The 25439-nt window shown below is 42.0% G+C and carries 29 protein-coding genes; 25 read left to right on the forward strand and 4 right to left on the reverse strand.

Features of this window, described 5'->3' with window-relative positions:
- Positions 1-22: 22 nt before the first annotated feature.
- Positions 23-739, forward strand: coding sequence for an SDR family oxidoreductase (locus EKQ44_RS14180; RefSeq protein ID WP_237664205.1), 717 nt, complete (start codon positions 23-25; stop codon positions 737-739).
- 286 nt (positions 740-1025) lie between these two features.
- On the forward strand, positions 1026-1757 hold the full coding sequence (locus EKQ44_RS14185; RefSeq protein ID WP_237664206.1) for a class I SAM-dependent methyltransferase: 732 nt from the start codon (positions 1026-1028) through the stop codon (positions 1755-1757).
- Positions 1758-1917: 160 nt separating this feature from the next.
- Here EKQ44_RS14185 and EKQ44_RS14190 read toward each other — a convergent pair whose 3' ends face one another.
- Positions 1918-3054 carry an AraC family transcriptional regulator gene (locus EKQ44_RS14190; protein ID WP_237664207.1) on the reverse strand — a complete coding sequence of 379 codons (1137 nt, stop codon included), beginning with the start codon at positions 3052-3054 and terminating at the stop codon, positions 1918-1920.
- 82 nt (positions 3055-3136) lie between these two features.
- On the opposite strand from EKQ44_RS14190, the gene EKQ44_RS14195 reads away from it, so the two are divergent.
- The 4 genes from EKQ44_RS14195 to EKQ44_RS14210 all read left to right on the forward strand — a co-directional run bounded on the left by EKQ44_RS14195 (position 3137) and on the right by EKQ44_RS14210 (position 5833).
- On the forward strand, positions 3137-3721 hold the full coding sequence (locus EKQ44_RS14195) for an NAD(P)H-dependent oxidoreductase (RefSeq protein WP_237664208.1): 585 nt from the start codon (positions 3137-3139) through the stop codon (positions 3719-3721).
- Positions 3722-3879: 158 nt separating this feature from the next.
- Entirely contained in the window at positions 3880-4308 is a 429-nt protein-coding gene (locus EKQ44_RS14200; RefSeq protein ID WP_237664209.1) for a hypothetical protein, read from the forward strand.
- A gap of 292 nt (positions 4309-4600) precedes the next feature.
- Positions 4601-5014, forward strand: a complete 414-nt coding sequence (locus EKQ44_RS14205) for an RrF2 family transcriptional regulator (RefSeq protein WP_237664210.1) — start codon at positions 4601-4603, stop codon at positions 5012-5014.
- A 111-nt stretch (positions 5015-5125) separates the two neighbouring features.
- Positions 5126-5833, forward strand: a complete 708-nt coding sequence (locus EKQ44_RS14210) for a nitroreductase family protein (RefSeq protein ID WP_237664211.1) — start codon at positions 5126-5128, stop codon at positions 5831-5833.
- A 45-nt stretch (positions 5834-5878) separates the two neighbouring features.
- Here the strand turns inward: EKQ44_RS14210 and EKQ44_RS14215 are convergent, their stop codons facing one another.
- The gene (locus EKQ44_RS14215; RefSeq protein WP_207556219.1) at positions 5879-6052 is read right to left on the reverse strand and encodes a hypothetical protein; all 174 of its coding nucleotides are present in this window, start codon (positions 6050-6052) and stop codon (positions 5879-5881) included.
- Positions 6053-6088: 36 nt separating this feature from the next.
- On the reverse strand, positions 6089-7594 hold the full coding sequence (locus EKQ44_RS14220) for a glycine betaine uptake BCCT transporter (RefSeq protein WP_237664212.1): 1506 nt from the start codon (positions 7592-7594) through the stop codon (positions 6089-6091).
- A gap of 153 nt (positions 7595-7747) precedes the next feature.
- Between EKQ44_RS14220 and EKQ44_RS14225 the strand changes: the two genes are divergently transcribed.
- The 9 genes from EKQ44_RS14225 to EKQ44_RS14265 all read left to right on the forward strand — a co-directional run bounded on the left by EKQ44_RS14225 (position 7748) and on the right by EKQ44_RS14265 (position 13565).
- The gene (locus tag EKQ44_RS14225; RefSeq protein ID WP_237664213.1) at positions 7748-8029 is read left to right on the forward strand and encodes a YqhV family protein; all 282 of its coding nucleotides are present in this window, start codon (positions 7748-7750) and stop codon (positions 8027-8029) included.
- Positions 8030-8106: 77 nt separating this feature from the next.
- Entirely contained in the window at positions 8107-9039 is a 933-nt protein-coding gene (gene spoIIIAA, locus EKQ44_RS14230; RefSeq protein ID WP_237664214.1) for a stage III sporulation protein AA, read from the forward strand.
- Positions 9036-9551 (forward strand): stage III sporulation protein SpoIIIAB, encoded by a 516-nt coding sequence (gene spoIIIAB, locus EKQ44_RS14235; protein WP_237664215.1) that lies wholly within the window; start codon positions 9036-9038, stop codon positions 9549-9551. Before spoIIIAA ends, spoIIIAB begins: the two co-directional genes overlap by 4 nt.
- Before the next feature lie 221 nt (positions 9552-9772).
- Positions 9773-9976 carry a stage III sporulation protein AC gene (gene spoIIIAC / locus EKQ44_RS14240; RefSeq protein ID WP_060666334.1) on the forward strand — a complete coding sequence of 68 codons (204 nt, stop codon included), beginning with the start codon at positions 9773-9775 and terminating at the stop codon, positions 9974-9976.
- Positions 9977-9993: 17 nt separating this feature from the next.
- Entirely contained in the window at positions 9994-10383 is a 390-nt protein-coding gene (spoIIIAD, locus tag EKQ44_RS14245) for a stage III sporulation protein AD (protein WP_082380912.1), read from the forward strand.
- 27 nt (positions 10384-10410) lie between these two features.
- The gene (spoIIIAE, locus tag EKQ44_RS14250; protein WP_237664216.1) at positions 10411-11583 is read left to right on the forward strand and encodes a stage III sporulation protein AE; all 1173 of its coding nucleotides are present in this window, start codon (positions 10411-10413) and stop codon (positions 11581-11583) included.
- Positions 11584-11597: 14 nt separating this feature from the next.
- Positions 11598-12221, forward strand: a complete 624-nt coding sequence (spoIIIAF, locus tag EKQ44_RS14255; protein WP_237664217.1) for a stage III sporulation protein AF — start codon at positions 11598-11600, stop codon at positions 12219-12221.
- A gap of 6 nt (positions 12222-12227) precedes the next feature.
- Positions 12228-12896, forward strand: coding sequence for a stage III sporulation protein AG (gene spoIIIAG, locus EKQ44_RS14260; protein ID WP_237664218.1), 669 nt, complete (start codon positions 12228-12230; stop codon positions 12894-12896).
- Positions 12897-12899: 3 nt separating this feature from the next.
- A complete protein-coding gene (locus EKQ44_RS14265) occupies positions 12900-13565 on the forward strand; it encodes a SpoIIIAH-like family protein (protein ID WP_237664219.1) in 666 nt (221 codons plus the stop codon).
- Between the two features lie 68 nt (positions 13566-13633).
- Here the strand turns inward: EKQ44_RS14265 and EKQ44_RS14270 are convergent, their stop codons facing one another.
- The gene (locus EKQ44_RS14270) at positions 13634-14614 is read right to left on the reverse strand and encodes a nuclease-related domain-containing protein (RefSeq protein ID WP_237664220.1); all 981 of its coding nucleotides are present in this window, start codon (positions 14612-14614) and stop codon (positions 13634-13636) included.
- A gap of 819 nt (positions 14615-15433) precedes the next feature.
- Here EKQ44_RS14270 and accB point away from each other — a divergent pair.
- The 10 genes from accB to dxs all read left to right on the forward strand — a co-directional run bounded on the left by accB (position 15434) and on the right by dxs (position 25439).
- Entirely contained in the window at positions 15434-15940 is a 507-nt protein-coding gene (accB, locus tag EKQ44_RS14275; protein WP_237664221.1) for an acetyl-CoA carboxylase biotin carboxyl carrier protein, read from the forward strand.
- A gap of 16 nt (positions 15941-15956) precedes the next feature.
- Positions 15957-17309 (forward strand): acetyl-CoA carboxylase biotin carboxylase subunit, encoded by a 1353-nt coding sequence (gene accC, locus EKQ44_RS14280; RefSeq protein WP_237664222.1) that lies wholly within the window; start codon positions 15957-15959, stop codon positions 17307-17309.
- 22 nt (positions 17310-17331) lie between these two features.
- Positions 17332-17736, forward strand: coding sequence for an Asp23/Gls24 family envelope stress response protein (locus tag EKQ44_RS14285; RefSeq protein ID WP_063560427.1), 405 nt, complete (start codon positions 17332-17334; stop codon positions 17734-17736).
- 356 nt (positions 17737-18092) lie between these two features.
- On the forward strand, positions 18093-18488 hold the full coding sequence (gene nusB / locus EKQ44_RS14290) for a transcription antitermination factor NusB (RefSeq protein WP_237664223.1): 396 nt from the start codon (positions 18093-18095) through the stop codon (positions 18486-18488).
- A 29-nt stretch (positions 18489-18517) separates the two neighbouring features.
- Positions 18518-19393 (forward strand): bifunctional methylenetetrahydrofolate dehydrogenase/methenyltetrahydrofolate cyclohydrolase FolD, encoded by an 876-nt coding sequence (gene folD / locus EKQ44_RS14295; protein WP_237664224.1) that lies wholly within the window; start codon positions 18518-18520, stop codon positions 19391-19393.
- 277 nt (positions 19394-19670) lie between these two features.
- Positions 19671-21026 (forward strand): exodeoxyribonuclease VII large subunit, encoded by a 1356-nt coding sequence (xseA, locus tag EKQ44_RS14300; RefSeq protein ID WP_237664225.1) that lies wholly within the window; start codon positions 19671-19673, stop codon positions 21024-21026.
- On the forward strand, positions 21019-21255 hold the full coding sequence (locus tag EKQ44_RS14305) for an exodeoxyribonuclease VII small subunit (RefSeq protein ID WP_237664226.1): 237 nt from the start codon (positions 21019-21021) through the stop codon (positions 21253-21255). The genes xseA and EKQ44_RS14305 overlap by 8 nt, the downstream gene beginning before the upstream one ends.
- A gap of 12 nt (positions 21256-21267) precedes the next feature.
- A complete protein-coding gene (locus tag EKQ44_RS14310; protein ID WP_237664340.1) occupies positions 21268-22158 on the forward strand; it encodes a polyprenyl synthetase family protein in 891 nt (296 codons plus the stop codon).
- A 763-nt stretch (positions 22159-22921) separates the two neighbouring features.
- A complete protein-coding gene (locus EKQ44_RS14315; protein ID WP_237664227.1) occupies positions 22922-23527 on the forward strand; it encodes a hypothetical protein in 606 nt (201 codons plus the stop codon).
- Between the two features lie 19 nt (positions 23528-23546).
- Complete coding sequence (dxs, locus tag EKQ44_RS14320; RefSeq protein WP_237664228.1) at positions 23547-25439, forward strand: 1-deoxy-D-xylulose-5-phosphate synthase; 1893 nt, start codon at positions 23547-23549, stop codon at positions 25437-25439.

Here is a 25439-nt window from a genome sequence, read left to right on the forward strand (position 1 = left end):
GTTGAAATAGGAGGGAGTTAAGATGAATTTTGTTATATTAGGTGGAAGTAAAGGGTTGGGTGATGCATTCGTAAAAGGGCTACCCGAAAAAGATGATCAAGTTTGGGTTGTTTCTAGAAGCCGTCCTATGAGTTTGACAATGAATGATAGTGTTCATAGATTTTGGGTTGAGGCTGACTTATCGCTGAATTCTTCAAGTAATTGTATTGCTGATGCCATAAAAGATGAACCAATAGATGTGCTCATCTATAATGCAGGGATATGGGAAAAAGAAGGGTATCAAGACCATTATGACTTTGAGAAAGATGATCCAAAAGATATCGCAAACATCATCAATGTAAATACAACTTCTGCAATCCTTTGTACTCAAAAATTAATGCCAAATCTTAAAAAGTCGAAGAATGCAAAGGTTATTTTGATAGGATCTTCTGATGGTATTGAAAACAACGAAAGTAAACAAGTAACGTATGTCGCTTCCAAATTTGGAATACGTGGCATAGGCAATTCTTTGCGTGAGAATCTAAGGAAATATGAGATAGGTGTAACGTGTATAAACCCTGGTAATATTGCAGCAACAATACCTTTTGAAGAAGGATTAGAAAAGACATTAACCACTTATAAAGGTACGAGAATTCCTGTTCAGGATATCGTTTCATTGGTAAAGACTATAACTAATCTTTCAAAAGCATCCTGTGTGAAAGAAATCAATATGCCTGCGATGTTAGATACGAATGCCTAAGCCATTTTAACGAAAAGATACTACAAGTTGACTTATTCCAGAAAAGGGCGCAATCCTGTAACAAGAATCCGCGCTCATTTTATTTTTATCAGGATGTAGAATAACATATTGTAGGAATTTATTAATTATGAAATGATTGTATTAAGCTATAGGGCAACATTCCTGTAATAAGAACTAAATGTTATAAATGAGGTGTAAGAGATGGTTAGAAGAAGATAGTTAGCCTCCTGAATTAGATGTTGTTTTATTCTGGAGGCTAACTAAATATATAGGAGTTGTATTAATTATGAAGCAAAACAAATATGATGATATGAAATTCTTTTCTGCATATAAAAAAATGGAGCGTTCAGTTAAAGGACTTGAAGGTGCGGGAGAATGGCACGTATTAAAAGAGCTTTTACCCTCACTAGAGAATAAAAGTGTACTGGATTTGGGATGTGGTTTCGGTTGGCATTGCCGTTATGCTCGTGAACAGCAAGCAAGGTGTGTTATTGGAGTAGATATATCTGAAAAAATGCTTCAACAAGCTCGTGAAATGAATAATGATTCTTTAATATCATGCATTAAGATGCCAATTGAAGACATTAATTTTTCCCACTCTCAATTTGATGTTGTCATTAGTTCTTTGGCTTTTCACTATATAGAGTCCTTTGAAACAATCTGTAAAAAGGTATATGATTGTCTAAAGCCTGGAGGTTCATTTGTGTTTTCAATTGAGCATCCAATTTTTACCTCTCGGAATGACCAAGATTGGTATTTTGATGACAAAGGGAATCGTCTGCATTGGGCAGTTGACAATTACCAATTAGAAGGATTACGCGAAACAACATTTCTTACTGATAACGTTATAAAATACCATCGTACATTTTCAACTTATATCAACGACTTAATTATTGCTGGTTTTAATATAAAGAAAGTTAGAGAACCAATTCCCTCTGAAGAAATGTTAGAAAGTATTCCTGAAATGAAAGACGAACTCCGTAGACCTATGTTCTTAATAATCTCAGTTGAAAAATAAATGGTTATCATACGTTCCTACGTGTTGTAGGGGCGTTTTTCTAATTCAAAGATCGGGCGCTTTAATGGCATAAGGATGGATGTCAGCAATGGTCAAACTTTTAATTCCAAAGCAACTGTAAAAGCCGATACTTCCTTAACGTAGGGAAAATCGGCTTTTTTTATTCCAAAATTCTCTTAGCGTATGTTTTCCGATTTTTTTTGTTGGTAGGACCCCGAAATGAACCTGTATTTACCGTTTTGCATTTCAGGTTATCCCTATATTGTAACGGCGTTACCCCCGTCCATTTCTTGAAGGCGTTACTGAATGCGCTGGGTTCCGAGAAATGGAGAGCATATGCAATTTCACCTATAGATATATGCAATTGTTCCAAATAACCGATGGACAATTGCTTTCGCACACAAATAGACAATTCGTTATAAGAAGTTTTCTCCTCTTTCAAACGAAGTTGTAACGTTCGCACACTCATTTGAAAGTGTTCCGCAGTTTGCCGTACGGTAGGATAATGGGTCGGAAGACAGTGTTCCAACCATTGCAATACTTCATCCGAGAACGATCCTGTCACTTGTAACTTCTTAATGGCTTCTTTGGCAATCGTTTCGAATACGAATAACAATCTTGTATCGGAATACAGAACCGGATTCTCCAACAAGTACTTACTCATACACAGCATTGTGGAACTGTCTCCAAATGTGGGAATTACTCCGAACACTGTTTCATATGGATGTATTCCTCCCAATGACTCATGCATAAACCTGACTTCATGCAACGGAACCGTTCGATTACACAGGATTCCGATCAGACGGTAGAGCGAAGAAGCCATACCCTCTGCACAATGGCGGGGAAAATTCCAGTTAGATTGGGTAAACATGCGTATTCTCACATCTTCATCTACGATCTCCCAATCCAGATTGAATCCGCTGCATAACACTTCATTGTAAGTCTGAAACGACTTAAGTGCAGCTTCTATGTTATTGCAGTGCATCATGACGTATCCGAGCACGCCCAAATCGGCAAATTCCGTAAACGCCCCCATCTGCAATCCGAAATAATCATCTTGTGTATAGACCGCCGCCGCGTTTGTCACTCTCTCTAACTCCATTGTTGGGATACGTGCATCCTGTTGCTTCAAAACAGTGCTGTCAAACGATACATACCGGAAAAACGAATCTGTGTCCACGCCCTTATGGACAAGCGATTTCATGATTGGATACAGCATGGTAACAGAAACACCCGAATCGATCACCGAATTCTCCCCTTTGCGTGATTTATCAAGTAAAAGTACGTTGTTGATCATTTCATTCCGCCAGTTGCAGGTATATACTAAGGTTGCTTTTTAACTATTATATCACAATGAAAAAACCGGGGAGGTAAAAGCAATGAAATCGAAAATGCTTGTCATTAACGGTCATCCGGATGCACAGAGCTACTGTGCAACCTTGGCCAAAGCATATACGGAAGGAGTTCAAGAGAATAGCAAAGCCCAAGTCCGATATATCGACTTAAGCTCAATCTCCTTCGAATTGAATCTGCAACATGGATACGGTAAGCGGACAGAACTGGAAAAGGAACTTCTTGAAGCACAGGAGATGATCCGATGGGCGGATCACCTGATATTCGTTTATCCGATATGGTGGGGGAGCACGCCGGCTGTTCTAAAGGGCTTTATCGATCGGGTATTCTTGCCCGGGTTCGCCTTCAAATATAGGCACCATTCACCGTTATGGGATAAGCTTCTATTGGGTAAATCTGCGCACCTAATCGTTACGTCCGACACCCCTACCTGGTACAATCGACTCGTGTACCATCGGGCCGGGCTGAATGTCATGAAGCGAAACGTACTTCATTTCTGCGGTATCAAACCAGTACGCATAACCGAGATTGGTCCTATCAGACCATCTACATCTGGCCAGCGGGATAAATGGATTGCTCACGTTCGAGAGCTTGGTGCCAAACTCTCCTGATTCTCATGTATGCTATTTAGCCTCGCAACAACCGCAGGAACTGCTAGGATAGCCTGCTTATCTTCACTCGTTGGAGTATACAACGCAGGAGTCTCGTGACTTTTAGTCATGTGAGGTTAAATAAAAAATAAAGTATAATTAATTGGACGGAGGGCATTATGACTGTGAAAACAGGAAGCTTTATCTTTATAAGAGTTTTTTTGGGCTTGATGTATTTATGGGTAGTTGCTGACCGTTTAGGCATCTTGGGTCCAGTTGGAAATCTAGGTGTGGTCTGGGGAAACTTTGATCTCTTTTTGGAGTATACAGCTACTTTGAACCCTTGGTTCCCAAGAGTAGTGTCTGATATCCTAGGTTATTTTGTAACCTTCTTAGAAGTTGTGCTTGGTGTTTTATTGGTGAGTGGTATTCGCTTAAAAGAGGCGGCTTTAGCTAGTCTTGCCCAGCTTTTAGTATTCCTATTGAGCATGACTTTCTCGATCGGTTTTAAGGAAGCTTTTGATTACATTGTTTTTACGGTAGTTGGTGCAGCGGCTTCGGCAGTTCTTTACAGGGAAGCAAAAAAGAGAAGACCGGGGTGGGTTTAGCCTATTTCGTTTTGAATCGGAATCCTCTTCGCTGAAAGTTTAAAAATTTCAGATAGAAACTGATACTTTGTTTCTACGATCATATCCTATAAGTTTTTTTAGAAGAGCCCTATATAATGGAGTAAGAAATCCAGATAGCAAAAAAGGAGCAAGTTAGTCGTATGAGCACCAAACGAAGAAAGTTTACACCGGAACAAAAAGCACAAATCCCACGTCATCTACCTACTCCCTAAACACTTTGACTTTTTATGGGAGATGTTTCAGAATAAAGGGTAGATGAAGAGGTGAAGCAATGAGTGAAAAGGTAACGAGTACAAAGTGGTTCAGTATAGCCATTCAGGCACTCGTGGTGCTTGCTAATAATGAAGGCCGATGTCCGAGCGGAGAATTAGCGGACAAACTAAATTCTAAATCTGTCTTTTTAAGAAAAATATTAAGGCATCTGGTCAAAACCGAATTAATCCAGGCGAAAGAAGGCCGGGATGGCGGCTACTTTCTTGTAAAAGACCCTAGCGAAATTAAATTGTCTGAAGTGTATGATGCAATGAAAGCAGAAACATTCCCTAAAGGGTTTTTTAATGTAGAAAGTAAAGAATGTTTTGCTTCCTCTACACGCGAATCCCTTTGTACCCTCCGTGATGAGATGGAAGGCTGGGTGGTAGCCGGATTAGAACAAAAGACCATAGCTGATTTAATGAAAAAGTGAAACCTTGAAGTTTCGCTTTTTTTATTTTATCTCGATTAACTGTAGTTGACAAAGGAACAGTTAACGACCTATACTGTTCTTGTATAAAATACAGTTAAAGGGGATTCGAAAATGTCTAAGAACACTATGAGTAAAGAAGAGTATTTAAATAAAGTAAAAGAAATTGATACAACCAAAGAAGCTCCAAAGCAATTAGAGAACACCGACTTCCTGACAGTCGCAAAAGAACGCCGTTCTGTACGCCAATATGATCCTGAATTTAAAATGGATAAAAGTGAAATCCTGGAGATTCTAGAAACAGCTACGTTAGCGCCATCATCTAGCAACCTTCAACCCTGGAGATTTCTAATTATTGAAGATCAAAAGGAAAAAGAGCGTTTGTTGCCAATCGCCAATAATCAGCAACAAATAGTCGATGCTTCCGTTGTTATCGCCGTGCTTGGAGACCGAGAAGCATACAAAAATGCAGACAGAATCTATCGTGCAATCGCTGAAAAAGGAAGAATGCCAGAAGACGTGAAAGACATGTATGTGAACAGCATTCTTGATGGTTACGGGAACTTTACAAAGGAACGTTTAGCGAAGATTGCTCACATTGATGGTGGACTTGTCGCAATGCAATTAATGCTGGCAGCAAAGGCTAAAGGCTATGATACCGTTCCAATGGGCGGATACGATGAAGCGCAATTCTTACAAGCATTCAATGTTCCAGAAAACTATGAGGCCATTATGTTGATTTCTCTTGGAAAAGGCTCCAAAGCTGGCTTTGAGAAAACGCGTCTTCCGCTTGACGAGGTTGTAAGCTGGAATAGATATTAATAAAAAAGAGTGCGCATTTTATGAAGGTGCGCACTCTTTTTACTGTTATTCATTGATTTGTTGTTGAACTTGTTGGATTTTCTGTTGAGCTTTTACAAGCTCGTCTATAGCGAAATAACAAGCTTCTGACTCTGTAGCATTTGAACTGACTTGTTTTAAATGATGGTGTGCTTTATGAATGATATCTTGCGCTTCTTGTAATTCACTTTTAAAGTTCATGGCTAAACATTCCTTTCATTAATTGGTCTTATATCCTCAATTTTCTTTTGTCTTCTTCAATGGAACCTTCCCCTTGATCTCCAACCGAAAGGCTTTTACTATCGCAAAGGCCATCATCAACAATACGAATGTCAGTGGAAAAGCACTGACAATAATGGCTGTTTGCAGCCCTTCCAATCCTCCTGAATACATCAGCACTACTGCAGAAGCAGAGAGAATCAACCCCCATGTCAATTTCACGTAAAATGGAGGGTTGATATCCCCATTGGTAGTCTGCATTCCTAGCACAAATGTAGCGGAATCCGCACTTGTGATGAAAAAGGTGGCAATCAAAAGAATAGTAATAATGGATAAGAGTGTTCCGAAAGGCAAAAGTTTATAAACATAAAATAAAGCTGTTTCAAAGCTTTGCGTGGAAACCTGGGCACCTTCCATTAACTCCATATGAATGCCAGTCCCGCCAAAGACACTGAACCAGAATGCACACACAAGTGTCGGCACCAATAATACTGCGATAACAAACTCCCGGACGGTTCGACCCTTTGACACCCTGGCTATGAACGTTCCGACAAAAGGCGACCAAGAAATCCACCAGGCCCAATAGAAAATCGTCCACCCTTCAATCCATTCGGCATTTTCATTATTAAATGGAGCAAGACGGAGCCCCATGCTTGGGAGATTTTGTATGTAGTCACCAAGAGTAGTCGTAAATAGATTCAATAAGAAAGTAGTAGGACCGATAAACAGCATCGCAAAAAGCAGAAGCGTGGCTAGAATCATGTTGGTGTTACTTAAATACTTGATTCCTTTGGATAGACCCGTTCCAGCCGAAATAAGGAATAAAACAGTCACAATCGCCATGATGGTCAGTTGGATGGCAAAGTTGTTTGGGATGTTAAACAGATAATTGAGCCCGCCATTTATTTGTTGAGCCCCAAGTCCCAATGAAGCACAGACTCCAAAGACAGTGGCAAACACGGCAACAATATCTACAACTTTTCCGACCGTCCCATTCGTTTTTTCCCCTAATAGGGGGTATAGCGTTGCACTCATCAATCCAGGTGCATCTTTTCTAAATTTAAAATACGCAATGGAGAGAGCGATAGTGGCGTAAATGGCCCAGGCATGAAACCCCCAGTGTAAAAAGGTGTAACGAAGTCCTAATTTAGCAGAAGCTGCCGTGCCACCCTCACCAAGAGGTGGAGTGGTAAAGTGAGAGATTGGCTCTGCGACTCCGTAGAAAACAAGCCCAATCCCCATTCCTGCACTGAACAACATCGCAAACCAAGTCAAGGTAGAATAATCAGGGAGATCCTTGTCCTTTCCAAGCTTTATTTTTCCATACTTGCTGAAGATGAGAAACAGAGCAAATAAAAGAAAGAAAGTAGCTGCCAACTGATAAAACCAGCCAAAAGCATTGAGGATGAATGAGTTTGCCTGATCCATTCCTTTACTAAACGGCTCCGGGAAAATAACCCCCACTAACACAAACAAAGCAGCAATGATAACGGAAATCCAGAAAACTTTACCGATACCTTTCATGACATCCACGCCTTTCCCGATATAATCCTTTCGCTAGCATTCCCTAAATTACCTCATTCCTTTCAAATTAAATTTACTTCTTCTTTCATCCTCCTCAGCATAGGTTGTACAAGATGCTCTAATGTGCAACTGCAAGAGGGAGGACAATTTCCAATGAAAAAAATATTAAGCCATTTCGACCCGTCCGTTCTATCGATGGCAGGGATTCGAATCTTTTCTGGACTATTAGAAATTACCGCTGCCATTATCATGCTCAGTTTAAATGATGTAAAAAAAGCAATCGTAGTGAACTCGATGCTAGCGGTGGTGGGCCCGCTGATCTTTATTTCCACCATGATGATCGGACTGATTAGCATGGCGGATGAAATCTCCTTTTCCAAAATGATCTACATCGCGATTGGAGTGGGTTTTATCTTATTTGGCATCTACAAATGAGAATTTGTATTCCGTTGTTATATATTGTCCACCCGCGCATACATTGTAAGTAACAAAAGGACAAGAAGGGGATATGTATGTTCGCAAGTATTACGGGGGTTTTGCCTCCAGATATCTCAGGTGTACTGGATACTCTCTTACCACAGGCGCAAGAAAGAGTAGAGGAAATACGTGTCCGGGTGAATCGCCCCTTGGAGCTGATTATAGATGGAGAACCCTACTTCCCCTCCCATATAGTGACTGCAGCGGATGCGATCCATATTTTGAATAAAATAAGCAAGCATTCCATCTATGCCCTCGAAGAAGAACTAAAACGTGGGTATATCACCATCACCGGAGGCCACCGTGTTGGACTTGCTGGCAAGGTGATTACGGAAAAAGGAAAAGTAAAGGCAATTCGTGACGTTTCCTCGTTTAACATCAGGATTGCCAAACAAAAAATCGGAGTGGCAACACCCTTACTGCCATACCTGTACGAAAAGGGTAGATGGCACAGCACGATGGTAATCGGTCCTCCGCAAACAGGAAAAACTACGCTCTTAAGAGACTTGGCTAGAATCATGAGTTCTGGTTGCGAAAAAAGACACGTTGCTTCATGCAAGGTGGGGATAGTGGACGAAAGATCTGAAATTGCCGGCTGTGTAAATGGAATCCCGCAACATGATTTGGGACAAAGAGTGGATGTGCTCGATGGTTGTCCAAAGGCAGAAGGCATGATGATGATGATTCGTTCCATGAGCCCTGATGTTATTGTTGTGGATGAGATTGGAAGAATGGAAGACAGTGAGGCTGTCATGGAAGCGGTGAATGCTGGTGTGGGATTGCTTATGTCGGTTCATGCTTTTTCTTTTGATGAATTACAAAGCAGGCCAAGTCTCCGGGAGATATTATCCATGCGTGCAGTGAAACGATTTGTAGAACTGTCGAGGAGCAACGGACCAGGCTCCATCAAGAGAATTATGAATGAAGCGGGAGAGGAGATCTACCGGGAAGAGAGAGTGAGACGATGATCAAATTGATAGGGGCAGTTTTCATCATAGTGGCTACATCCTGGGCAGGCTTTGAAGCGGCAAGGCATCTGACGGAAAGGCCTAGGCAATTGAGACAATTGAAGGTTGCGCTGCAGTCGCTCGAAGCCGAAATCATGTATGGCCACACTCCACTAGCAGATGCGACCAAAAATATTGCTAAGCAATTGGAGAAACCTCTCTCCTGGTTTTTTGAAAGCTTCTCCTACAAATTGGAGAAAGCAAGCCTCACAGTCAAAGAGGCATGGCAACAAAGTTTGGAGGATGTGTGGAATACCACTGCTTACAAAAATGCAGAACTCGAAATCATGAAACAATTCGGCGAAACACTCGGCCAACACGACCGCTATACTCAACAAAAGCACATCCAACTAGCCTTAACACATTTAGAACGCGAAGAACTCGAAGCCCGCGACAAACAAATCCGCTACGAACGAATGGTCAAAAGCCTCGGCGTCCTCTCAGGATTACTACTGGTTATTTTGTTGATTTAGGGTACGAAAGTTAGTGGGACTTTGGTAAGTATGAGATTTTCTAGCTGTGAATTGGAGCAAATGGCGTAGACTCCAGCGGGAGAGTAGCGACAATCTTGAGACCCCGCAGCGTAGCGAGGAGGCTCAAGGTCGCCCCGCGGAAAGCGAAGCCATTTGCGGAAAGTAACAGCGGCGGCATTTAAAGGCAACAAAGCCATTCGTAAAAAATAGGAGGAGCGTCCATGGGCATTGAAGTAGACGTAATATTCAAAATCGCCGGCATCGGAATCGTCGTAGCCTTCCTGCATACCGTGCTGAAACAGCTCGGCAAGGAAGAATACGCACATTGGGTAACCTTACTTGGATTCATCTATATTCTTTTTATGGTAGCAAGTATTGTCGACGACCTGTTCAAAAAGATAAAATCGGTATTCCTGTTCCAATGACAAAGGGGTGTTGACCTATCGAGATCCTTCAAATAGTAGGTCTTGGCCTGATTGCCACGTTTCTTGCATTAGTGGTGAAAGAGCAGAAGCCGACATTTGCTTTCATGCTTGTCGTGTTTGTCGGCTGTGCCATTTTCTTATTTTTAGTAGAGCAAGTGTTTGACGTCATCAGGATGCTCGAGAGAATCGCCATTAATGCCAATGTGAATCTGATCTATGTCGAGACCATACTGAAAATCGTCGGGATTGCCTATATCGCAGAGTTCGGTGCCCAGATAACAAAGGATGCGGGGCAAGGCGCAATTGCATCTAAAATTGAATTGGCCGGAAAAATATTAATTTTGGCCATGGCCATTCCCATCCTGACCGTTATCATCGAAACTATTATTAATCTCATTCCTTCTTAAACTGAAACGACAGAGGGGAGTATACCAATGAAAATCATTCTCGCAATCATTGCAGCCTTGTTGATACTACTGTTCATTCCATTCGAAATTGTACAAGCATCCCCATCCTCCCCATCAGAACTTGTGACAGAGCAAATGGAGGGAGTGGACGTGGAGGAAATAAAGGCGTATTGGGAAGAAATAATGCAAGAGTACGGTGGTTTTTTACCGGAAACCCAAAAAGGGACTTTCATGGAATTTGTGAAAGGGGACAAGTCCTTTTCCTTAAAAGAGTGGTTAAAAGGCTTCGTCAAATATCTTTTTCATGAGCTTTTGGCAAATGGAAAGCTACTGGGAAGTCTCATACTACTCACTATCTTCAGCATGTTTCTACAAACTCTCCAAAACGCCTTTGAACAGAAAACGGTCAGTAAAGTGGCCTATAGTGTTGTATTCATGGTGCTGATCATCATCGCGCTCAATAGTTTCCACATCGTCATCTCTTACACACAGGAAGCAATAACAGCCATGACTGGCTTCATCATTGCACTCGTACCACTGCTCATTGCGCTTATCGCCTCCTCCGGTGGACTGGTCTCAGCTGCATTTTTTCATCCTATTATTCTATTTTTAATGAACACCAGCGGCCTGCTGATTCAATATATCGTCTTACCGCTCTTATTTCTTTCGGCGATCCTTAGCATAGTTAGCACGCTTAGTGAACAATACAAAGTGACCCAACTTGCTCAACTTTTAAGAAACGTGAGTATCGGAATTCTAGGAATCTACCTAACCGTTTTTCTTGGAGTTATCTCTGTACAAGGGGCAACGGCAGCAGTGACAGACGGCATTGCCATCCGCACCGCCAAGTTTGTGACAGGCAATTTCATACCGGTTATCGGAAGAATGTTTACGGACGCAACCGATACAGTCATTACCGCTTCTCTTTTAATGAAAAATACCGTGGGAATCCTTGGTGTTGCCACGTTGATTTTGTTGGCCGCTTTTCCTGCAGTGAAAATCCTATCCATTGCTATTATCTATAAACTCGCTGCCGCCCTCCTTCAACCACTTGGTGGGGGAACGGTAATCAAGTGCCTGGATATCATCAGCAAAAGCATCATCTACATTTTTGCGGCATTGGCCATTGTCTCTTTTATGTTTTTCTTAAGCATAACCGTCATTATTGCAGCCGGAAATATCACTGTGATGGTCAGGTAAGGGGGAGGGGACCGATGAGTTACTTAACAGAATGGATCACCAGCATCATTCTATTTATTCTTTTGGCCACTGTAGTAGAAATGCTTCTGCCGAATTCTTCTATGCAAAAATATACAAAACTTGTGATTGGGCTGTTGCTGATCGTCGTCATTCTCACTCCCATATTAAAGCTGCTTTCAACGGACATGGACGAGCTTTTTGCAAAAATGACGACTCACTCCTCCTACACCCCAGAATCAAACACAGAAAATTTAATAGAAATGAAGAAAAAAGAAATACAAGCCTCACATGCTGCATACATATTAGATAAAGCGGCTGTCCTAATGAAAGAAGATGTGGAGGAGGAGTTGAGGGAAAGCTATGGTTTAACCGTTAAAGATTTGAAAGTCGTCGTGAAAAATGAGGACCAGCTAACAGAAATACCAATAGAAGAAAACATAGAATCCGTTGTGATTCTGCTCGAACAAGCCGAACAAAAGACAGCCATTCAAGTAGTAAAGCCTGTTCAAATTGACACCTCCAGACAAAAGGAACCAGCTCCTTCCTCGAAAGAAGAAGGAAAAATAGCAACTTTCCTAGCAGATCGATGGCAACTACAACCAACCAATATCTCTGTAGCAGTCGAAGGGGGGGATTAGTACAAGGTGGAAAAGAAAAACCAAGCTTTCATTCCATGGCTAAAATCTCTGCTATCCAATCAGTCAAAAGACAAAAAAGCAAAATATCAATACATGACCGTCGTTCTCATATTAGGTGTAGCATTCATGCTTTTTGGTACCCTGTTTTTCGGGGAAGATAGTGCCAACTCTCCTGGCGGGGGAGTCTTACCGGCAATGAAACAGCAAGAAACCGAAGACGAAGAAGTATTCGGACATAGTGATGATGCCAACGCACCTTCTACTATCTCTGATTACGAGGCAAGTTTTGAGAACCAGCTGAAAGAAGCCCTGGAAGCGATCACCGGCGTCAATGACGTCTCTGTCGTCGTAAATGTCGATGCATCCGAACAGAAAGTCTTTCAGAAAAACATCACCACCTCCCAGCAAACAACCGTAGAAACAGATAAGGCAGGAGGGAAACGTGATGTAACAGACAGTTCAAAAGACGAACAGGTACTTGTAATCAGAAAAAATGAACAAGAGATCCCGGTCGTATCCGAAACAAAAAAACCGGTCATCCGAGGTGTTCTGGTAGTCGCAAAGGGCGCTGAAAATATACATGTTAAACAAATGATTTTGGAAGCTGTCACAAGAGTGCTCGACGTACCGCAGCACAAAGTAGCAGTACTTCCAAAAAAATCCGAGGGGGAATAATCCATGTTATTAAAAAAACAAACCGTCTGGTTACTAACCATGCTTAGTCTAGTTTTCGTCCTATCCGCTTACTATTTCATCGGTGACCAACAAGCCGGTGAACAAATGGCAAACGAACATGCAGAACAACCTGCAGCAACAGAATCAGCCGAAAACCATGACGGCGATCAAGGAGAAGCAGCTGGAACAGATGGAGAAGAAGGCACCGAAGGAACAGAGGGTACAGAAGGCGCTGAAGGTACCGAGGGGGAAGAAGCAACAGAAGAAGACGGTAGCGCAGTAGTCAAATACATCTCTACAGATGAAACATTCGCTGAAATGCGTTATGAACTTGAAAACCTTCGCAGCGTTCACCGAGCTGAATTGAAAGATAGAATGGCAAGCACAGAACTACCGGCTGAAGAAATCTCCAAAGCCGTCGACCAATACAATGAACTAGCACAAATCTCAGAAAAAGAACTGATCTTAGAATCCACCATCCGTTCCCGAAAAGACGTCGATGACGCACTTGTCCGCGTAACAGACGGCAAAATCCGCGTAACCGTCAAAACGGCAGAACATTCTCCACAAATGGCAAACGATATCTATCATATGGTACGCCAAGAATTTGCCGATGTGCGCAACGAAAACATCGCATTTGAGTTCAGCACTGCAGATGCTAGTGAGTGATCGTATAGGATAGGAAAGGCACCGAAACCTTCCGGGGTTTCGGTGTTTTTGTTTGTATGAATATTTGACTAAAGGATGTACCGACGGTTCCTGGTAGAGCCAAAGTAAGCGAGGTTGGCAGAGGTTAACAACCTCAAGGCAGTACTTTCACACTTGATACCAAGAAACTCCCTGAGAGATTTATTAGTGATAGTAGAACAAATCAATAATTTATAATCTTTCAAAGCTTCTAAATGTGCTTCGGAGCATTTAAAGTTACACTCCACGCATACCCAACAACCTCTTCTTCTCTTCATGGAGAGAGTATCGCAAGATTTGCAGAATACCCCATTTAAAATATCACTTCTTTTAATAGCATACTTATTAAGCAAATCCGTGAATAAGGAGGGTTCATTGTTTTTCAAGATTTTATTTTTTATCTTCTTGAACTCTTTTGTATCCCATTCTCCTATTCCATATTCAGTTATATATGCAACTATTCTATCGGAAATAGCAGTATTCCTGGTAACGAATTTTTGAACGATATTAGGATGAGATAATGCCCTTAATTCAGAATTGGCATTAGCCATAATGACTAGGCATTCGCAGGGGAGGTAAGGGAGCTTGGCAATTTTTAGCCAAGATTTAAATTGTGATAGTTGTATGTTTACTTGTTGGATAGGATCCCGATGAGGAATTCTTTTTTCGTTTCCGTCTTCATTAATTATTTGTATTAGCTGTTGAAATGCAGGATCAAACTGAAGAATTCCAATCATATTCTTAACTTCCAATATGAGATAGAATGTAGGGGAAATAAGAAGGGTATCTAGTTGAAAATACTTATTATTATAGGGGAGCCTTAAATCATGAAATACTATAATATCATGTTCCATCTCAGGTAGAATGCCTAAATAATAATCTATTGACTCCTCTCCTCTATAGCCAGCCATTGCCATACCAAGATCTTTTTTAATAATAGGTAATGACGGGTGATTAGGTCTCAGTCTTCGAATAAGAGCTTGCAACACTTGAATCTTCATGGAATATTCTCTTTCTTTTAATACAATCAACAAATCACTTCCTTTAATGGGGTTACTACTAAATTTGATAAAAGTAGACAAATTCCTTCAAATGTTTTAGATATAATGAAAAATGTTATCTGCGCACTTCACTGGTATATAGACCAGATTATAATAAGAAGATATTAATTCCATCACAAAAAAGACGAATCCCGTCACAATTGTATAAAATCCCTTCATAACAAATGCCAAAACTTCTCTTTTAAATCAGTACAGAGAAAACATAACATCAATTCCGTCACATAGACCTACAATCCCTTCACAACGTAACAAAATCAGCTCACAACTCCCGAAAATCCCTTCATAACTTAACAAAATCCCGTCACAAGGCCCTGCCGTATTAAAATAAAATAATATGGACTTTTAATAAAAGCTATTTTTGTAAACTATGTTGCTTTTTCGTATTATTACATCAACCGTTATACTCCTTACTGTCGTGCTATTTTCCCTGCTGGACTTAAAAATACTACTTGCAACCTTCAAAGTGAGTAAGCAGTAAAATGTCCAACTGCCCACTTTGAGAGCCTGATAAAAAGACCACCTCTATTCATAACAAATAATTTCCCCTATAATAAAATTTAAAGCGTTTTCATTCCTCATTGATACAACCAGCCTAACTCTGGCCCGAAACACCGCAATTTAGCACTAGGTAATAATATCTATTACTATTTCTAGTTGAATTTCGGAAGCTTGTATCGTATGATGAATATGAACTATTTTGTTGAAATGTACATAGCAACAGCCCAAGCTACTGTTAAGCAACAGCTAAGCAGAAACTAATCATCAATAGGACCAAGGAGTGAACGAAACATGTTAAAGATCCAAGAAATCAGAGAAATTATTAAGTTGATTGACCAATCCAATATAGATGAATTCACGTATGAGAATGAAGGTTCAAAAATCAAAATGAAAAAGCATGCTGCCCAAACAGTGGTGAGCACCCAAGTGGCTGCACCAGCACTACAAGCGGCGCCTCAGCAACCGGCACCACAAGCAGCACAAGCTCAACCGCCTCAACAAGCTCCAATTCCAGCTGCACCAACACCGCAAGCGGAGCCAAAGCAAGAAGACGCGAACCTACATAAAATCACTTCCCCGATGGTTGGAACATTCTATGCTTCCCCATCACCAGATCAAGCGGCATATGTACAGGAAGGCGATAAAGTGGGCGAAAACTCTGTCGTTTGTATTGTAGAAGCAATGAAGCTTTTCAATGAGATCGAGGCAGAAGTTAAAGGCGAGATTGTAGAGGTTTTGGTTGATAATGGCCAATTAGTCGAATATGGTCAACCTTTATTCCTTGTAAAAACAGTATAAGGAGGGGGAGACACTCATGATAAAAAAATTATTGATTGCGAATAGAGGAGAAATTGCAGTTCGTATTATTCGTGCCTGCAAAGAAATGAATATCGAGACAGTGGCAGTTTATTCGGAAGCGGATAAGGAATCCCTTCATGTCCAGTTAGCGGATGAAGCTTATTGTGTTGGACCTACCGCTTCCAAAGACAGCTACCTTAATTTCACCAATATCATCAGTGTGGCAAAACTGACTGCTTCAGATGCGATCCATCCTGGATATGGGTTCCTTGCGGAGAACTCAGACTTTGCGGAGCTTTGTCGCGAATGCAACATCACATTCGTGGGACCAAGTCCTGAAGCGATCAGTAAGATGGGGACGAAGGATATCGCGCGTGAAACGATGCGTAAAGCGGGAGTTCCAATCGTTCCGGGATCTCAAGGTATCATCGAAAACATCAATGACGGCATGTCCATCGCCAATGATATCGGTTATCCTGTCATCATCAAAGCGACGGCTGGTGGCGGCGGTAAAGGGATCCGCGTTGCAAGAAATGAAGAGGAACTGAAAAAGGGAATCTCCATTACTCAACGGGAAGCGGCAACAGCCTTTGGAAATCCGGGGGTTTATCTGGAGAAATTCATCGAGGATTTCCGACATGTAGAAATACAGGTGATGGCGGACGGTCATGGAAATACGATTCACTTAGGTGAACGTGATTGTTCCATTCAACGTCGTTTGCAGAAGCTCGTCGAAGAAACGCCTTCCCCTGTTCTGGACGAAGAAATTCGTGCGCAGATGGGTGATGCGGCGGTAAAAGCGGCCGAAGCAGTGGACTATATGGGTGCAGGTACGATAGAATTTATATATGACTATCAAAATAAGAAGTTTTACTTCATGGAAATGAACACGCGGATTCAGGTAGAGCATCCCGTTACGGAAATGGTGACAGGAGTGGACCTGATTAAGGAAATGATTAAGGTGGCATCTGGGGAAACTTTATCAATCAAGCAAGAAGATGTTGTCTTCAACGGTTGGTCGATTGAGTGCCGAATCAATGCGGAAAATCCAGAAAAGAATTTCATGCCTTCTCCAGGAAAGATTGAGATGTACCTTCCTCCAGGTGGTCTTGGTGTCCGAGTGGATTCTGCTGTATATCCTGGCTACAGTATTCCACCTTATTATGATTCCATGGTTGCCAAGCTTATCACATACGGGGCAACACGCGAAGAGGCGGTTTCCCGAATGAAGCGTGCATTAAGTGAGTTTGTGATTGAAGGCGTTCATACAACGATTCCTTTCCATCTGAAACTAATGGATCACGAAAAGTTTAAAGATGGAGATTTCAATACGAAATTCCTTGAAAAATATGATGTCATGAATTCTTAAAATATAAATAGGAGGGTTAATTATGAGCGAAAGAAATTTATTGGAAATGGAAAACAACAATTCTCTTGGTAAAGTGGAAATTGCTCCAGAAGTAATTGAAGTCATTGCCGGTATTGCTGCTTCTGAAGTGGAAGGTGTCATGCAAATGCGTGGGAACTTCGCAGCTGGTGTGGTAGAGAGACTTGGAAAAAAGAACCACGGTAAAGGCGTAAAAGTGGATCTTAGCGAAGAAGGCATTAAAGTGGACGTTTTCTGTGTGATGCAGTTTGGCATTTCTATTCCGACTGTTGCGCAAAAGGTACAGGATAATATCCGCCAAGCACTACTGAACATGACAGCACTTGAAATTACGGAAGTGAACATTCACGTAGTTGGTGTTCAATTTGAAACGCAAAAGAACGAAGTAGAAGTAGAGCAGGAAATTTAAAAGGACGTTCACCTTGTAGGCACTCTCATCAGAAGGGTGCCTACATTTTTTTTGCGTTACTACCACATAAAGTTTTCCCTTGTGTTAGCCTCCGATATTAGGTACAATTTTAGTCGCTTTCTCTTTTAGAGGAAAAGTATAGCAGTGTATGATGTAGGTAATGATGAAAGTGATATTCAAAAATATTTCTAGCTCCCCCAGAGCAAAAATGAAAACGGTTAATTCCGAACGTTTTGAACGACAATTTAATTTTTGTATGTAAATAAGCGTAAAAACAGTCAAAAAACATGTGTTTTTTTATAAAAATGTGCTATTATCTTTTTATACTAGTATAGGCACGATAAGGAGATCGAACAATGAAACGAAGTAAATCAAGAGAAAAGGCGCTTCAAGCCATTTTTCAAATGGACTTAAGTGATATTGCGCCTGATGAAGCAATTAGAAATGTATTGGAAGAAGGAGAAAAAGCGGACGACTTCCTAAAAAGTATTGTGCTTGGAACAAAAGAGCATCAAGAGGAAATCGATTCCACGCTGAAAGCCCATTTGGAAAAGTGGTCATTGGATCGTTTAGGAACTGTCGATCGTACCATTCTTCGTATGTCTGTATTTGAAATGATGCATATAGAAGAGATTCCGGCAAACGTGAGCATGAACGAGGCGATCGAGCTTGCGAAAACATTTGGCGATGATAAATCCAGCGGGTTTATCAACGCGGTCTTGTCCAAAGTCAAAACAACAATCGAAAAATAATGCATAAGTAGTAAAAGGGGGAGCTATTCATGTCAGCAGTGATTGTATCAGGTAAAGTACTTGCAACCGAAAAAAGGTCTTTTATTAAAGAAAAGGTGTCAGAGCTACATACGCTAAAAAATATTCAACCAAGCTTGGCAGTAATTCTTGTGGGGGAAGACCCTGCATCCCAATCCTACGTCAGAGCGAAACAGAAAGCTTGTGAAGAGGCTGGAATTCGCAGCATTTTGGAAGAGTATCCAAGCTCCATTGCCCAACAGGAATTATTGGAGAGAATCACCCACTTTAACCAAGATGCTTCTGTTCACGGTATTTTGGTACAGTTGCCTTTGCCTGATCATATCGATGAATTGGCTGTTATTGAACATATTTCCCCTAATAAAGATGTAGATGGGTTCCATCCCGTCAATGTCGGTAGAATGATGATTGATCAGAAATCCTTTCTCCCATGTACGCCTTATGGGATTGTGGAAATGATTAAGTCCTTGAATGTTCCCATTTCAGGGAAGCATGTAGTCGTTATCGGAAGAAGCAATATTGTGGGCAAACCCGTTGGTCAATTGCTATTGAAAGAAGATGCGACAGTCACGTATTGTCATTCGCGGACGAAGGATTTGGCCGCCATCACTAAACAGGCGGATATCCTGATCGCTGCCGTTGGTCGTGCGAAGCTAATTGGTCCTGAATATGTGAAGGATGGTGCAATCGTCATTGATGTCGGAGTTAACAGGCTTGAAACAGGAAAGTTATGTGGCGACGTTGATTTTGATACGGTAAAAGAAAAGGCGAGCTATATCACACCTGTTCCTGGAGGAGTCGGTCCGATGACGATTACCATGTTATTGCAGAATACACTTGAATCAGCACAAAACGAAGCAAGGGAAAACAAGACGTTTTCCCGTTAATATGGTATCTTAGAAGATGGAAAGAACTTAGAGTTCTTCCGTCTTTTTTTCGTATAAGCTCTGTTAAACACCGCGGTTGATTTCTGCACTAGGCTTCGCTTTCCTAGGGGCGTTTGGTGAGCCTCCTCGGCTTGAGCCTGCGGGGTCTCCCCTTAAACGCTATCTCCCTTAGGAGTCTAAGCCCATTGCTCTAATCAACAGCTAGGTTGCTGCAAAAATTAAACGTATACTTTAACATAGCCTTCGTATAAGCAGTCTCGAAAAAGGAGTTAATATTATGAGTGAACGCAGATACTTAACTGTTACTGCACTAACAAAATACATAAAACGAAAATTTGATGTAGATCCACATATGCAGGACGTATGGCTGAAAGGAGAAATATCAAATTTTAAACAACATAGCAGAGGGCATATGTACTTTACATTGAAAGACCAGAATGCACGATTATCGGTCGTCATGTTTGCCGGTCAGAACCGCAACCTTGTCTTCAAGCCACAAGAAGGAATGAAAGTCCTTGTTCGCGGGGAAGTGACGGTCTATGAGGCAAGTGGATCCTACCAAATGTACATAAAAGAAATGCAACCAGATGGTGTGGGCAGTCTTTTTTTGGCTTACGAAGAATTAAAAAAGAAACTATCACAAGAAGGGCTATTCTCACCGGAACATAAAAAGGTCCTGCCAAAATATCCGCGTGCTGTTGGCGTAATCACCTCTCCGACAGGGGCTGCTGTCCGTGATATCATCACAACCTTGAAAAGAAGATACCCGCTGACCAAGATAATCGTGATACCTGCTCTTGTTCAAGGAGTCAATGCTGCACCTTCCATCGTGAAGGCGATACAAATGGCCAATCAACAACCTGATTTGGATGTTTTGATTGTTGGGCGTGGGGGTGGATCGATTGAGGAGTTGTGGGCTTTTAACGAAGAGGTCGTAGCCAGGGAGATTTTCGCTTCCAATCTTCCAGTCATCTCAGCGGTAGGACATGAAACGGACTTTACCATCGCAGACTTTGTGGCGGATATGCGAGCGCCCACTCCGACTGCTGCTGCTGAGCTCGCCGTCCCACACATCAATGAGTTAATGGAAAGGTTGTCAGATCGGAAGTTCCGCTTGCACAGGGCTTCCAATAAATTGATGCAACATTATAAAGATAGACTGACTACCTTGCAAAAGTCTTATGCTTTCCGTTTTCCAAAGAACCTTTATGCGCAAAAGCAACAGGACCTAGATCGTGTGCTGGACGATTTGGATATGTCCATGAAAAGAATGGTAGAGCGGAAGCATGTAAAGTGGGAGCAACTTTCTTCCTTGCTCGAACGTAATCATCCGAAAAAGCAATGGGAGACGGAAAAGCTATCCCTCGAACAACGCACGACGATGCTTACCAAGCTGATGCAACAAGCCTTGCAAAAGAAACAATGGGAGTTTCAACATAAACTGACGAAAATAGATGGCTTGAGTCCTCTGAAGATCATGAATAGAGGATACAGTTTGGCTTATCAACAGGATGGGACCATCATAAAAAGTGTGGGCCAGGCGGAAAAAGGTGACACCATTCAGGTCCATCTCCAAGATGGGCAGTTTGCTTGTGAAATACAAGATGTAAAGGAGAGAAAGAACGATGAGTGAAAAGAAACAAGTAACATTTGAAGAAGCGATGAAAGAGTTGGAAACCATAGTAGAAAAGCTTGAAGAAGGGGATGTACCATTGGAAGAAGCGATTTCTTTCTACAAGGAAGGGATGAAACTGTCCAAGTTTTGTCATGACAAACTATCCCACGTAGAGGAAGAGATGGAGAAAATATTAAAAGAAAATGGGGAATTGGAGTCGTTCCAGGTACAGGAGGATGAAGCTTAATTGGCACAAGTGATGGATTTGCAAACCTTTATGAAGGAAAGAAAGAAACTAGTGGAAGAGGCTCTTTTTTCCTATGTGAACACAGTGGAGGCCCCGCAAGCTTTGCTGGATTCTATGAGCTATTCATTGAAAGCTGGAGGAAAGAGGCTGCGTCCGCTACTGGTGCTTGCAACGTTGCATTCATTTGGCAAGTCTGAGAAACTTGGGTTGCCGGTAGCCTGCGCTGTTGAAATGATTCACACGTACTCATTGATTCATGATGATCTTCCAAGTATGGACGATGATGATTATAGACGTGGTAAGCCAACCAATCACAAAGTATATGGGGAAGCCATGGCCATCCTGGCAGGAGATGCGCTTTTGACTTACAGTTTCGAGGTGATGGAGGACCTGTTAAATCTGGGGGTGTCCCCTATTAAAGTGGTCACCCTTATGAAGGAACTTTCAAAAGCGTCAGGCCCAACAGGGATGGTCGGGGGACAGGTAGCAGATATGGAAGGGGAAGGGGAAGGTAAGGCCCTTTCGCTTGAAGAGCTGGAGTATATACATAGGAATAAAACCGGTAAGTTGCTGGGGTACAGCGTTATGGCAGGGGCCATCCTTGGGGATGCGAGCGAAGAGCAAATCTCAAAGCTTACTCTGTTTGCCGACCACCTTGGACTCGCTTTTCAAATACGAGATGACATCCTTGATATCGAAGGTGATGCTGAGAAAATAGGCAAGCCGGTCGGTTCGGATACCCTCAACGAAAAAGTTACTTATCCATCTTTGCTGTCTATGGATGGCGCCAAAGAAAAATTGGAATATCATATTAGTGAAGCTAAGCGTTTGCTTTCCGACATGTCGTTAAAATCTGATCTCTTATCACAGCTTTGTGATCTTATTGCCAAAAGGGACCACTAATCGACAAAAATAGAGGCTGAAATTGAGCATTTCCTCTTTTTGTGATATAATAAATGATACAAATGGGTGGTGCAGTATTCTAGTCAGTCTACCTTTTCTGAAGGCGGGCCTAAAAATCCGCTAAAGGGCACATCGATGAAGTTCCTTGTGTCGGCTTGAGGCGCCCAGCCTTGGGTTGATGCTGGGAGTTAAGGTTGTAGGGCGATCCACAATGGCATGTGGGCGAAGACCCTACTTCCGTGGAGGCCCATTCTCATCCATGTTTTTCCCCTAGGGTAGCATGTGATGGAATGGTGATAAACCTGATATATATCTAACTGGGTTAGATATATACAGCGTAGCCTGCCTTGAGTGGAGTTGGAGGGGATTATGGTATAGGATTTTTTCACTAGGCCAGTGAAACTATCTTTGTATTCCATATGAAATCCGCTCTGCAAAAGAGGCTAAGAACTGGTTAAAGGCTGTAGAGGAAAACTCCTAGACTGTTCTGTTTCTAAGACATGCATTGGGGATTATAGTGCGGACTAAGTGGTAATCCAGTCTAGCTGATGGCGACACAGCTAAGGCAGGTTTAATGGGAAACCGCCAGTATGGCGACATCTGGTACTTGCTTGGGAAAACCTACTGGACCTAAGCCGCAGTCTTTACCTAATGCATGACCACTCTCTACATATTTAAATTTGGTGGATTAAGTCAAAAATGTCTATAATAAAATGTAGGATAACCACAAAAGCTTACTTATATAGAGTTAGGAAATTATACCATGTTAAATAAATGGAAAGATGCAATAAATTGGAGTTTAGCTATCGCCGTTATCACACTCGTGTTAGCGGCTATTTTTTCAATCGTTTCCACGTATCTGCTTTCAGGTGTCACTTGGGCGATCGGAATGGTCATCGTTTTCATCATTGTGTTTATCGGGATATTCTTCGATATGCTCGGGATTGCCGCTACCGCGGCAGATGAAACACCATTTCATGCCATGGCAGCCGAAAGGGTAAACGGTTCCAAACAGAGTATATTGATTGTCAGGAGTGCCGATCGTTTTGCAAGCTTCTGTAATGATGTTATCGGGGATATATCTGGTATTATCAGCGGAACCGCATCTGCTATTGTGGTGATTTCGTTTACCATTTCCATGGGCCAACGGGAGGATTCGGCTTTCCATTATATTGTTGCTGTGGTGTTCACAAGTGTAGTGGCTGCAGTGACAGTTGGTGGGAAGGCCTTCGGAAAATCGATGGCCATCCGTTATTCGACCCCCATTCTTTTTCAAGTGGGCAAGCTTTTTTATATCCTGGAAGACAGATTTAAGATAGTCGTGATGAAAGAAAACAAAAATAAACGTAAGAATAAGAGAAATCAGTAAGGAAAGAGAGTGATCCCTTTTGGATCTTACAAAGATTGAAAATCCAAAGTTTTTAAAGAAAATGTCTATAGCTGAATTGGAGAGCCTGAGCGAGGATGTCAGACGGTTTTTGATTGAGCAACTTTCCACTTCTGGGGGGCATATCGGACCAAACCTTGGAGTGGTGGAACTGACGATCGCACTTCATAAGGTTTTTGACAGCCCCAAAGATAAATTCCTTTGGGATGTGGGCCATCAGGCTTACGTTCATAAGATCCTTACGGGGAGAGCTTGTGAATTTGGCTCTTTAAGAAAATACAAAGGGCTTTGTGGATTTCCGAAAAGGAATGAAAGCGAGCACGATGTTTGGGAAACAGGACACTCCTCGACTTCTCTTTCCGGAGCGATGGGAATGGCGGCTGCAAGGGATATAATGGGAACGGGCGAATATGTCATCCCAATCATAGGGGATGGGGCATTGACCGGTGGAATGGCGTTGGAAGCCTTAAACCATATCGGGCATGAAAAGAAAGACATGATTGTCATTTTGAATGATAATGAAATGTCCATCGCCCCAAATGTAGGAGCGCTGCACAGTGCACTTGGAAGAATGAGAACTGCGGGTAAATACAACTGGGTAAAAGACGAATTGGAAGTGCTTCTTAAGAAAATACCTGCAGTTGGCGGGAAACTGGCGTCAACGGCGGAGCGCATCAAAGACAGTTTGAAGTACCTTGTTGTTAGTGGCATGTTCTTTGAAGAATTGGGCTTTACGTACTTAGGTCCGATTGATGGGCATAATTATAACGATTTGATTGATAATCTTAAATATGCGAAAAAAACCGAAGGCCCTGTGCTTATTCATGTGGTCACGAAAAAAGGGAAAGGATATGAACCTGCAGAACTCGATACGATTGGAACTTGGCATGGAACTGGCCCCTATAAAATCGAGACGGGTGATTTCCTTAAACCGGTTGGTGCACCTCCAGCATGGAGCAGTGTTGTCAGTGAAACAGTCAGAAAACTTGCCCGGGAAGATGAACGTATTGTTGCGCTGACGCCAGCAATGCCAGTCGGATCAAAACTGGAGAATTTTGCAAGAGAGTTCCCAGATAGAATGTTTGATGTTGGAATTGCAGAACAGCATGCTGTTACGATGGCTGCTGGCTTGGCAACGCAAGGTATGAAGCCATTCTTGGCTATCTATTCGACCTTCTTGCAAAGAGGGTATGACCAGGTTGTCCATGATGTTTGCCGTCAAAACTTGAACGTATTCTTCGGAATTGACCGTTCCGGGTTGGTTGGGGAAGACGGAGAGACCCACCAAGGTGTATTTGATATCGCCTTCCTGCGACACTTGCCTAACATGGTGCTGATGATGCCAAAAGATGAAAATGAAGGCCAGCACATGGTGTACACGGCAAACAAATATGACGATGGTCCAATTGCGCTTCGATATCCCCGTGGAAATGGGTTGGGCGTAAAAATGGATGAAGAGTTGAGGGAACTGCCGATCGGATCCTGGGAAGTGCTGAAAGAAGGAACGGACGCGGTTATCCTTACTTTCGGAACCACCATTGGGATGGCACTCGAAGCTGCTGATTACCTGAAAAAAGAAAATCTTTCTGTAAAAGTGGTCAATGCACGATTCATCAAACCGATGGATGAAGCATTATTACATGACCTATTCAAATCAGGCATACCTTTTGTAACGATAGAAGAAGCAGTATTGCAAGGTGGATTCGGTAGTGCGGTAGTCGAGTTTGCAAGCGATAATGGTTACACGAATCGCGTCGTAAGAATGGGAATTCCAGATCGCTTCATTGAACATGGAAGTGTGAAGGAGCTGCTACAGGAAATAGATTTAACAACAGAGAAAGTCGTGGAAAATGTTAAATTGATTGCAGCTAGAAGAAAACAAAAAAGGGCTTAA

This window comes from Sutcliffiella horikoshii (assembly GCF_021991925.1).
In the GTDB taxonomy this organism is placed as follows: domain Bacteria; phylum Bacillota; class Bacilli; order Bacillales; family Bacillaceae_I; genus Sutcliffiella_A; species Sutcliffiella_A horikoshii_F.

Bases quoted from the DNA above. Each gene is read 5' to 3' on its own strand.
- EKQ44_RS14180 (WP_237664205.1), top strand. From the start codon at position 23: ATGAATTTTGTTATATTAGGTGGAAGTAAAGGGTTGGGTGATGCATTC.
- EKQ44_RS14305 (WP_237664226.1), top strand. From the start codon at position 21,019: ATGAGTGAAAAGAAACAAGTAACATTTGAAGAAGCGATGAAAGAGTTG.
- EKQ44_RS14225 (WP_237664213.1), top strand. From the start codon at position 7,748: ATGAAAAAAATATTAAGCCATTTCGACCCGTCCGTTCTATCGATGGCA.
- nusB (WP_237664223.1), top strand. From the start codon at position 18,093: ATGAAACGAAGTAAATCAAGAGAAAAGGCGCTTCAAGCCATTTTTCAA.
- EKQ44_RS14220 (WP_237664212.1), bottom strand. From the start codon at position 7,594: ATGAAAGGTATCGGTAAAGTTTTCTGGATTTCCGTTATCATTGCTGCT.
- EKQ44_RS14185 (WP_237664206.1), top strand. From the start codon at position 1,026: ATGAAGCAAAACAAATATGATGATATGAAATTCTTTTCTGCATATAAA.
- EKQ44_RS14310 (WP_237664340.1), top strand. From the start codon at position 21,268: ATGGATTTGCAAACCTTTATGAAGGAAAGAAAGAAACTAGTGGAAGAG.
- folD (WP_237664224.1), top strand. From the start codon at position 18,518: ATGTCAGCAGTGATTGTATCAGGTAAAGTACTTGCAACCGAAAAAAGG.
- EKQ44_RS14215 (WP_207556219.1), bottom strand. From the start codon at position 6,052: ATGAACTTTAAAAGTGAATTACAAGAAGCGCAAGATATCATTCATAAA.
- EKQ44_RS14265 (WP_237664219.1), top strand. From the start codon at position 12,900: ATGTTATTAAAAAAACAAACCGTCTGGTTACTAACCATGCTTAGTCTA.
- EKQ44_RS14285 (WP_063560427.1), top strand. From the start codon at position 17,332: ATGAGCGAAAGAAATTTATTGGAAATGGAAAACAACAATTCTCTTGGT.
- accB (WP_237664221.1), top strand. From the start codon at position 15,434: ATGTTAAAGATCCAAGAAATCAGAGAAATTATTAAGTTGATTGACCAA.
- spoIIIAC (WP_060666334.1), top strand. From the start codon at position 9,773: ATGGGCATTGAAGTAGACGTAATATTCAAAATCGCCGGCATCGGAATC.
- spoIIIAF (WP_237664217.1), top strand. From the start codon at position 11,598: ATGAGTTACTTAACAGAATGGATCACCAGCATCATTCTATTTATTCTT.
- spoIIIAA (WP_237664214.1), top strand. From the start codon at position 8,107: ATGTTCGCAAGTATTACGGGGGTTTTGCCTCCAGATATCTCAGGTGTA.
- xseA (WP_237664225.1), top strand. From the start codon at position 19,671: ATGAGTGAACGCAGATACTTAACTGTTACTGCACTAACAAAATACATA.
- EKQ44_RS14200 (WP_237664209.1), top strand. From the start codon at position 3,880: ATGACTGTGAAAACAGGAAGCTTTATCTTTATAAGAGTTTTTTTGGGC.
- EKQ44_RS14190 (WP_237664207.1), bottom strand. From the start codon at position 3,054: ATGATCAACAACGTACTTTTACTTGATAAATCACGCAAAGGGGAGAAT.
- spoIIIAE (WP_237664216.1), top strand. From the start codon at position 10,411: ATGAAAATCATTCTCGCAATCATTGCAGCCTTGTTGATACTACTGTTC.
- EKQ44_RS14315 (WP_237664227.1), top strand. From the start codon at position 22,922: ATGTTAAATAAATGGAAAGATGCAATAAATTGGAGTTTAGCTATCGCC.
- EKQ44_RS14205 (WP_237664210.1), top strand. From the start codon at position 4,601: ATGAGTGAAAAGGTAACGAGTACAAAGTGGTTCAGTATAGCCATTCAG.
- EKQ44_RS14195 (WP_237664208.1), top strand. From the start codon at position 3,137: ATGAAATCGAAAATGCTTGTCATTAACGGTCATCCGGATGCACAGAGC.
- accC (WP_237664222.1), top strand. From the start codon at position 15,957: ATGATAAAAAAATTATTGATTGCGAATAGAGGAGAAATTGCAGTTCGT.
- spoIIIAB (WP_237664215.1), top strand. From the start codon at position 9,036: ATGATCAAATTGATAGGGGCAGTTTTCATCATAGTGGCTACATCCTGG.
- EKQ44_RS14210 (WP_237664211.1), top strand. From the start codon at position 5,126: ATGTCTAAGAACACTATGAGTAAAGAAGAGTATTTAAATAAAGTAAAA.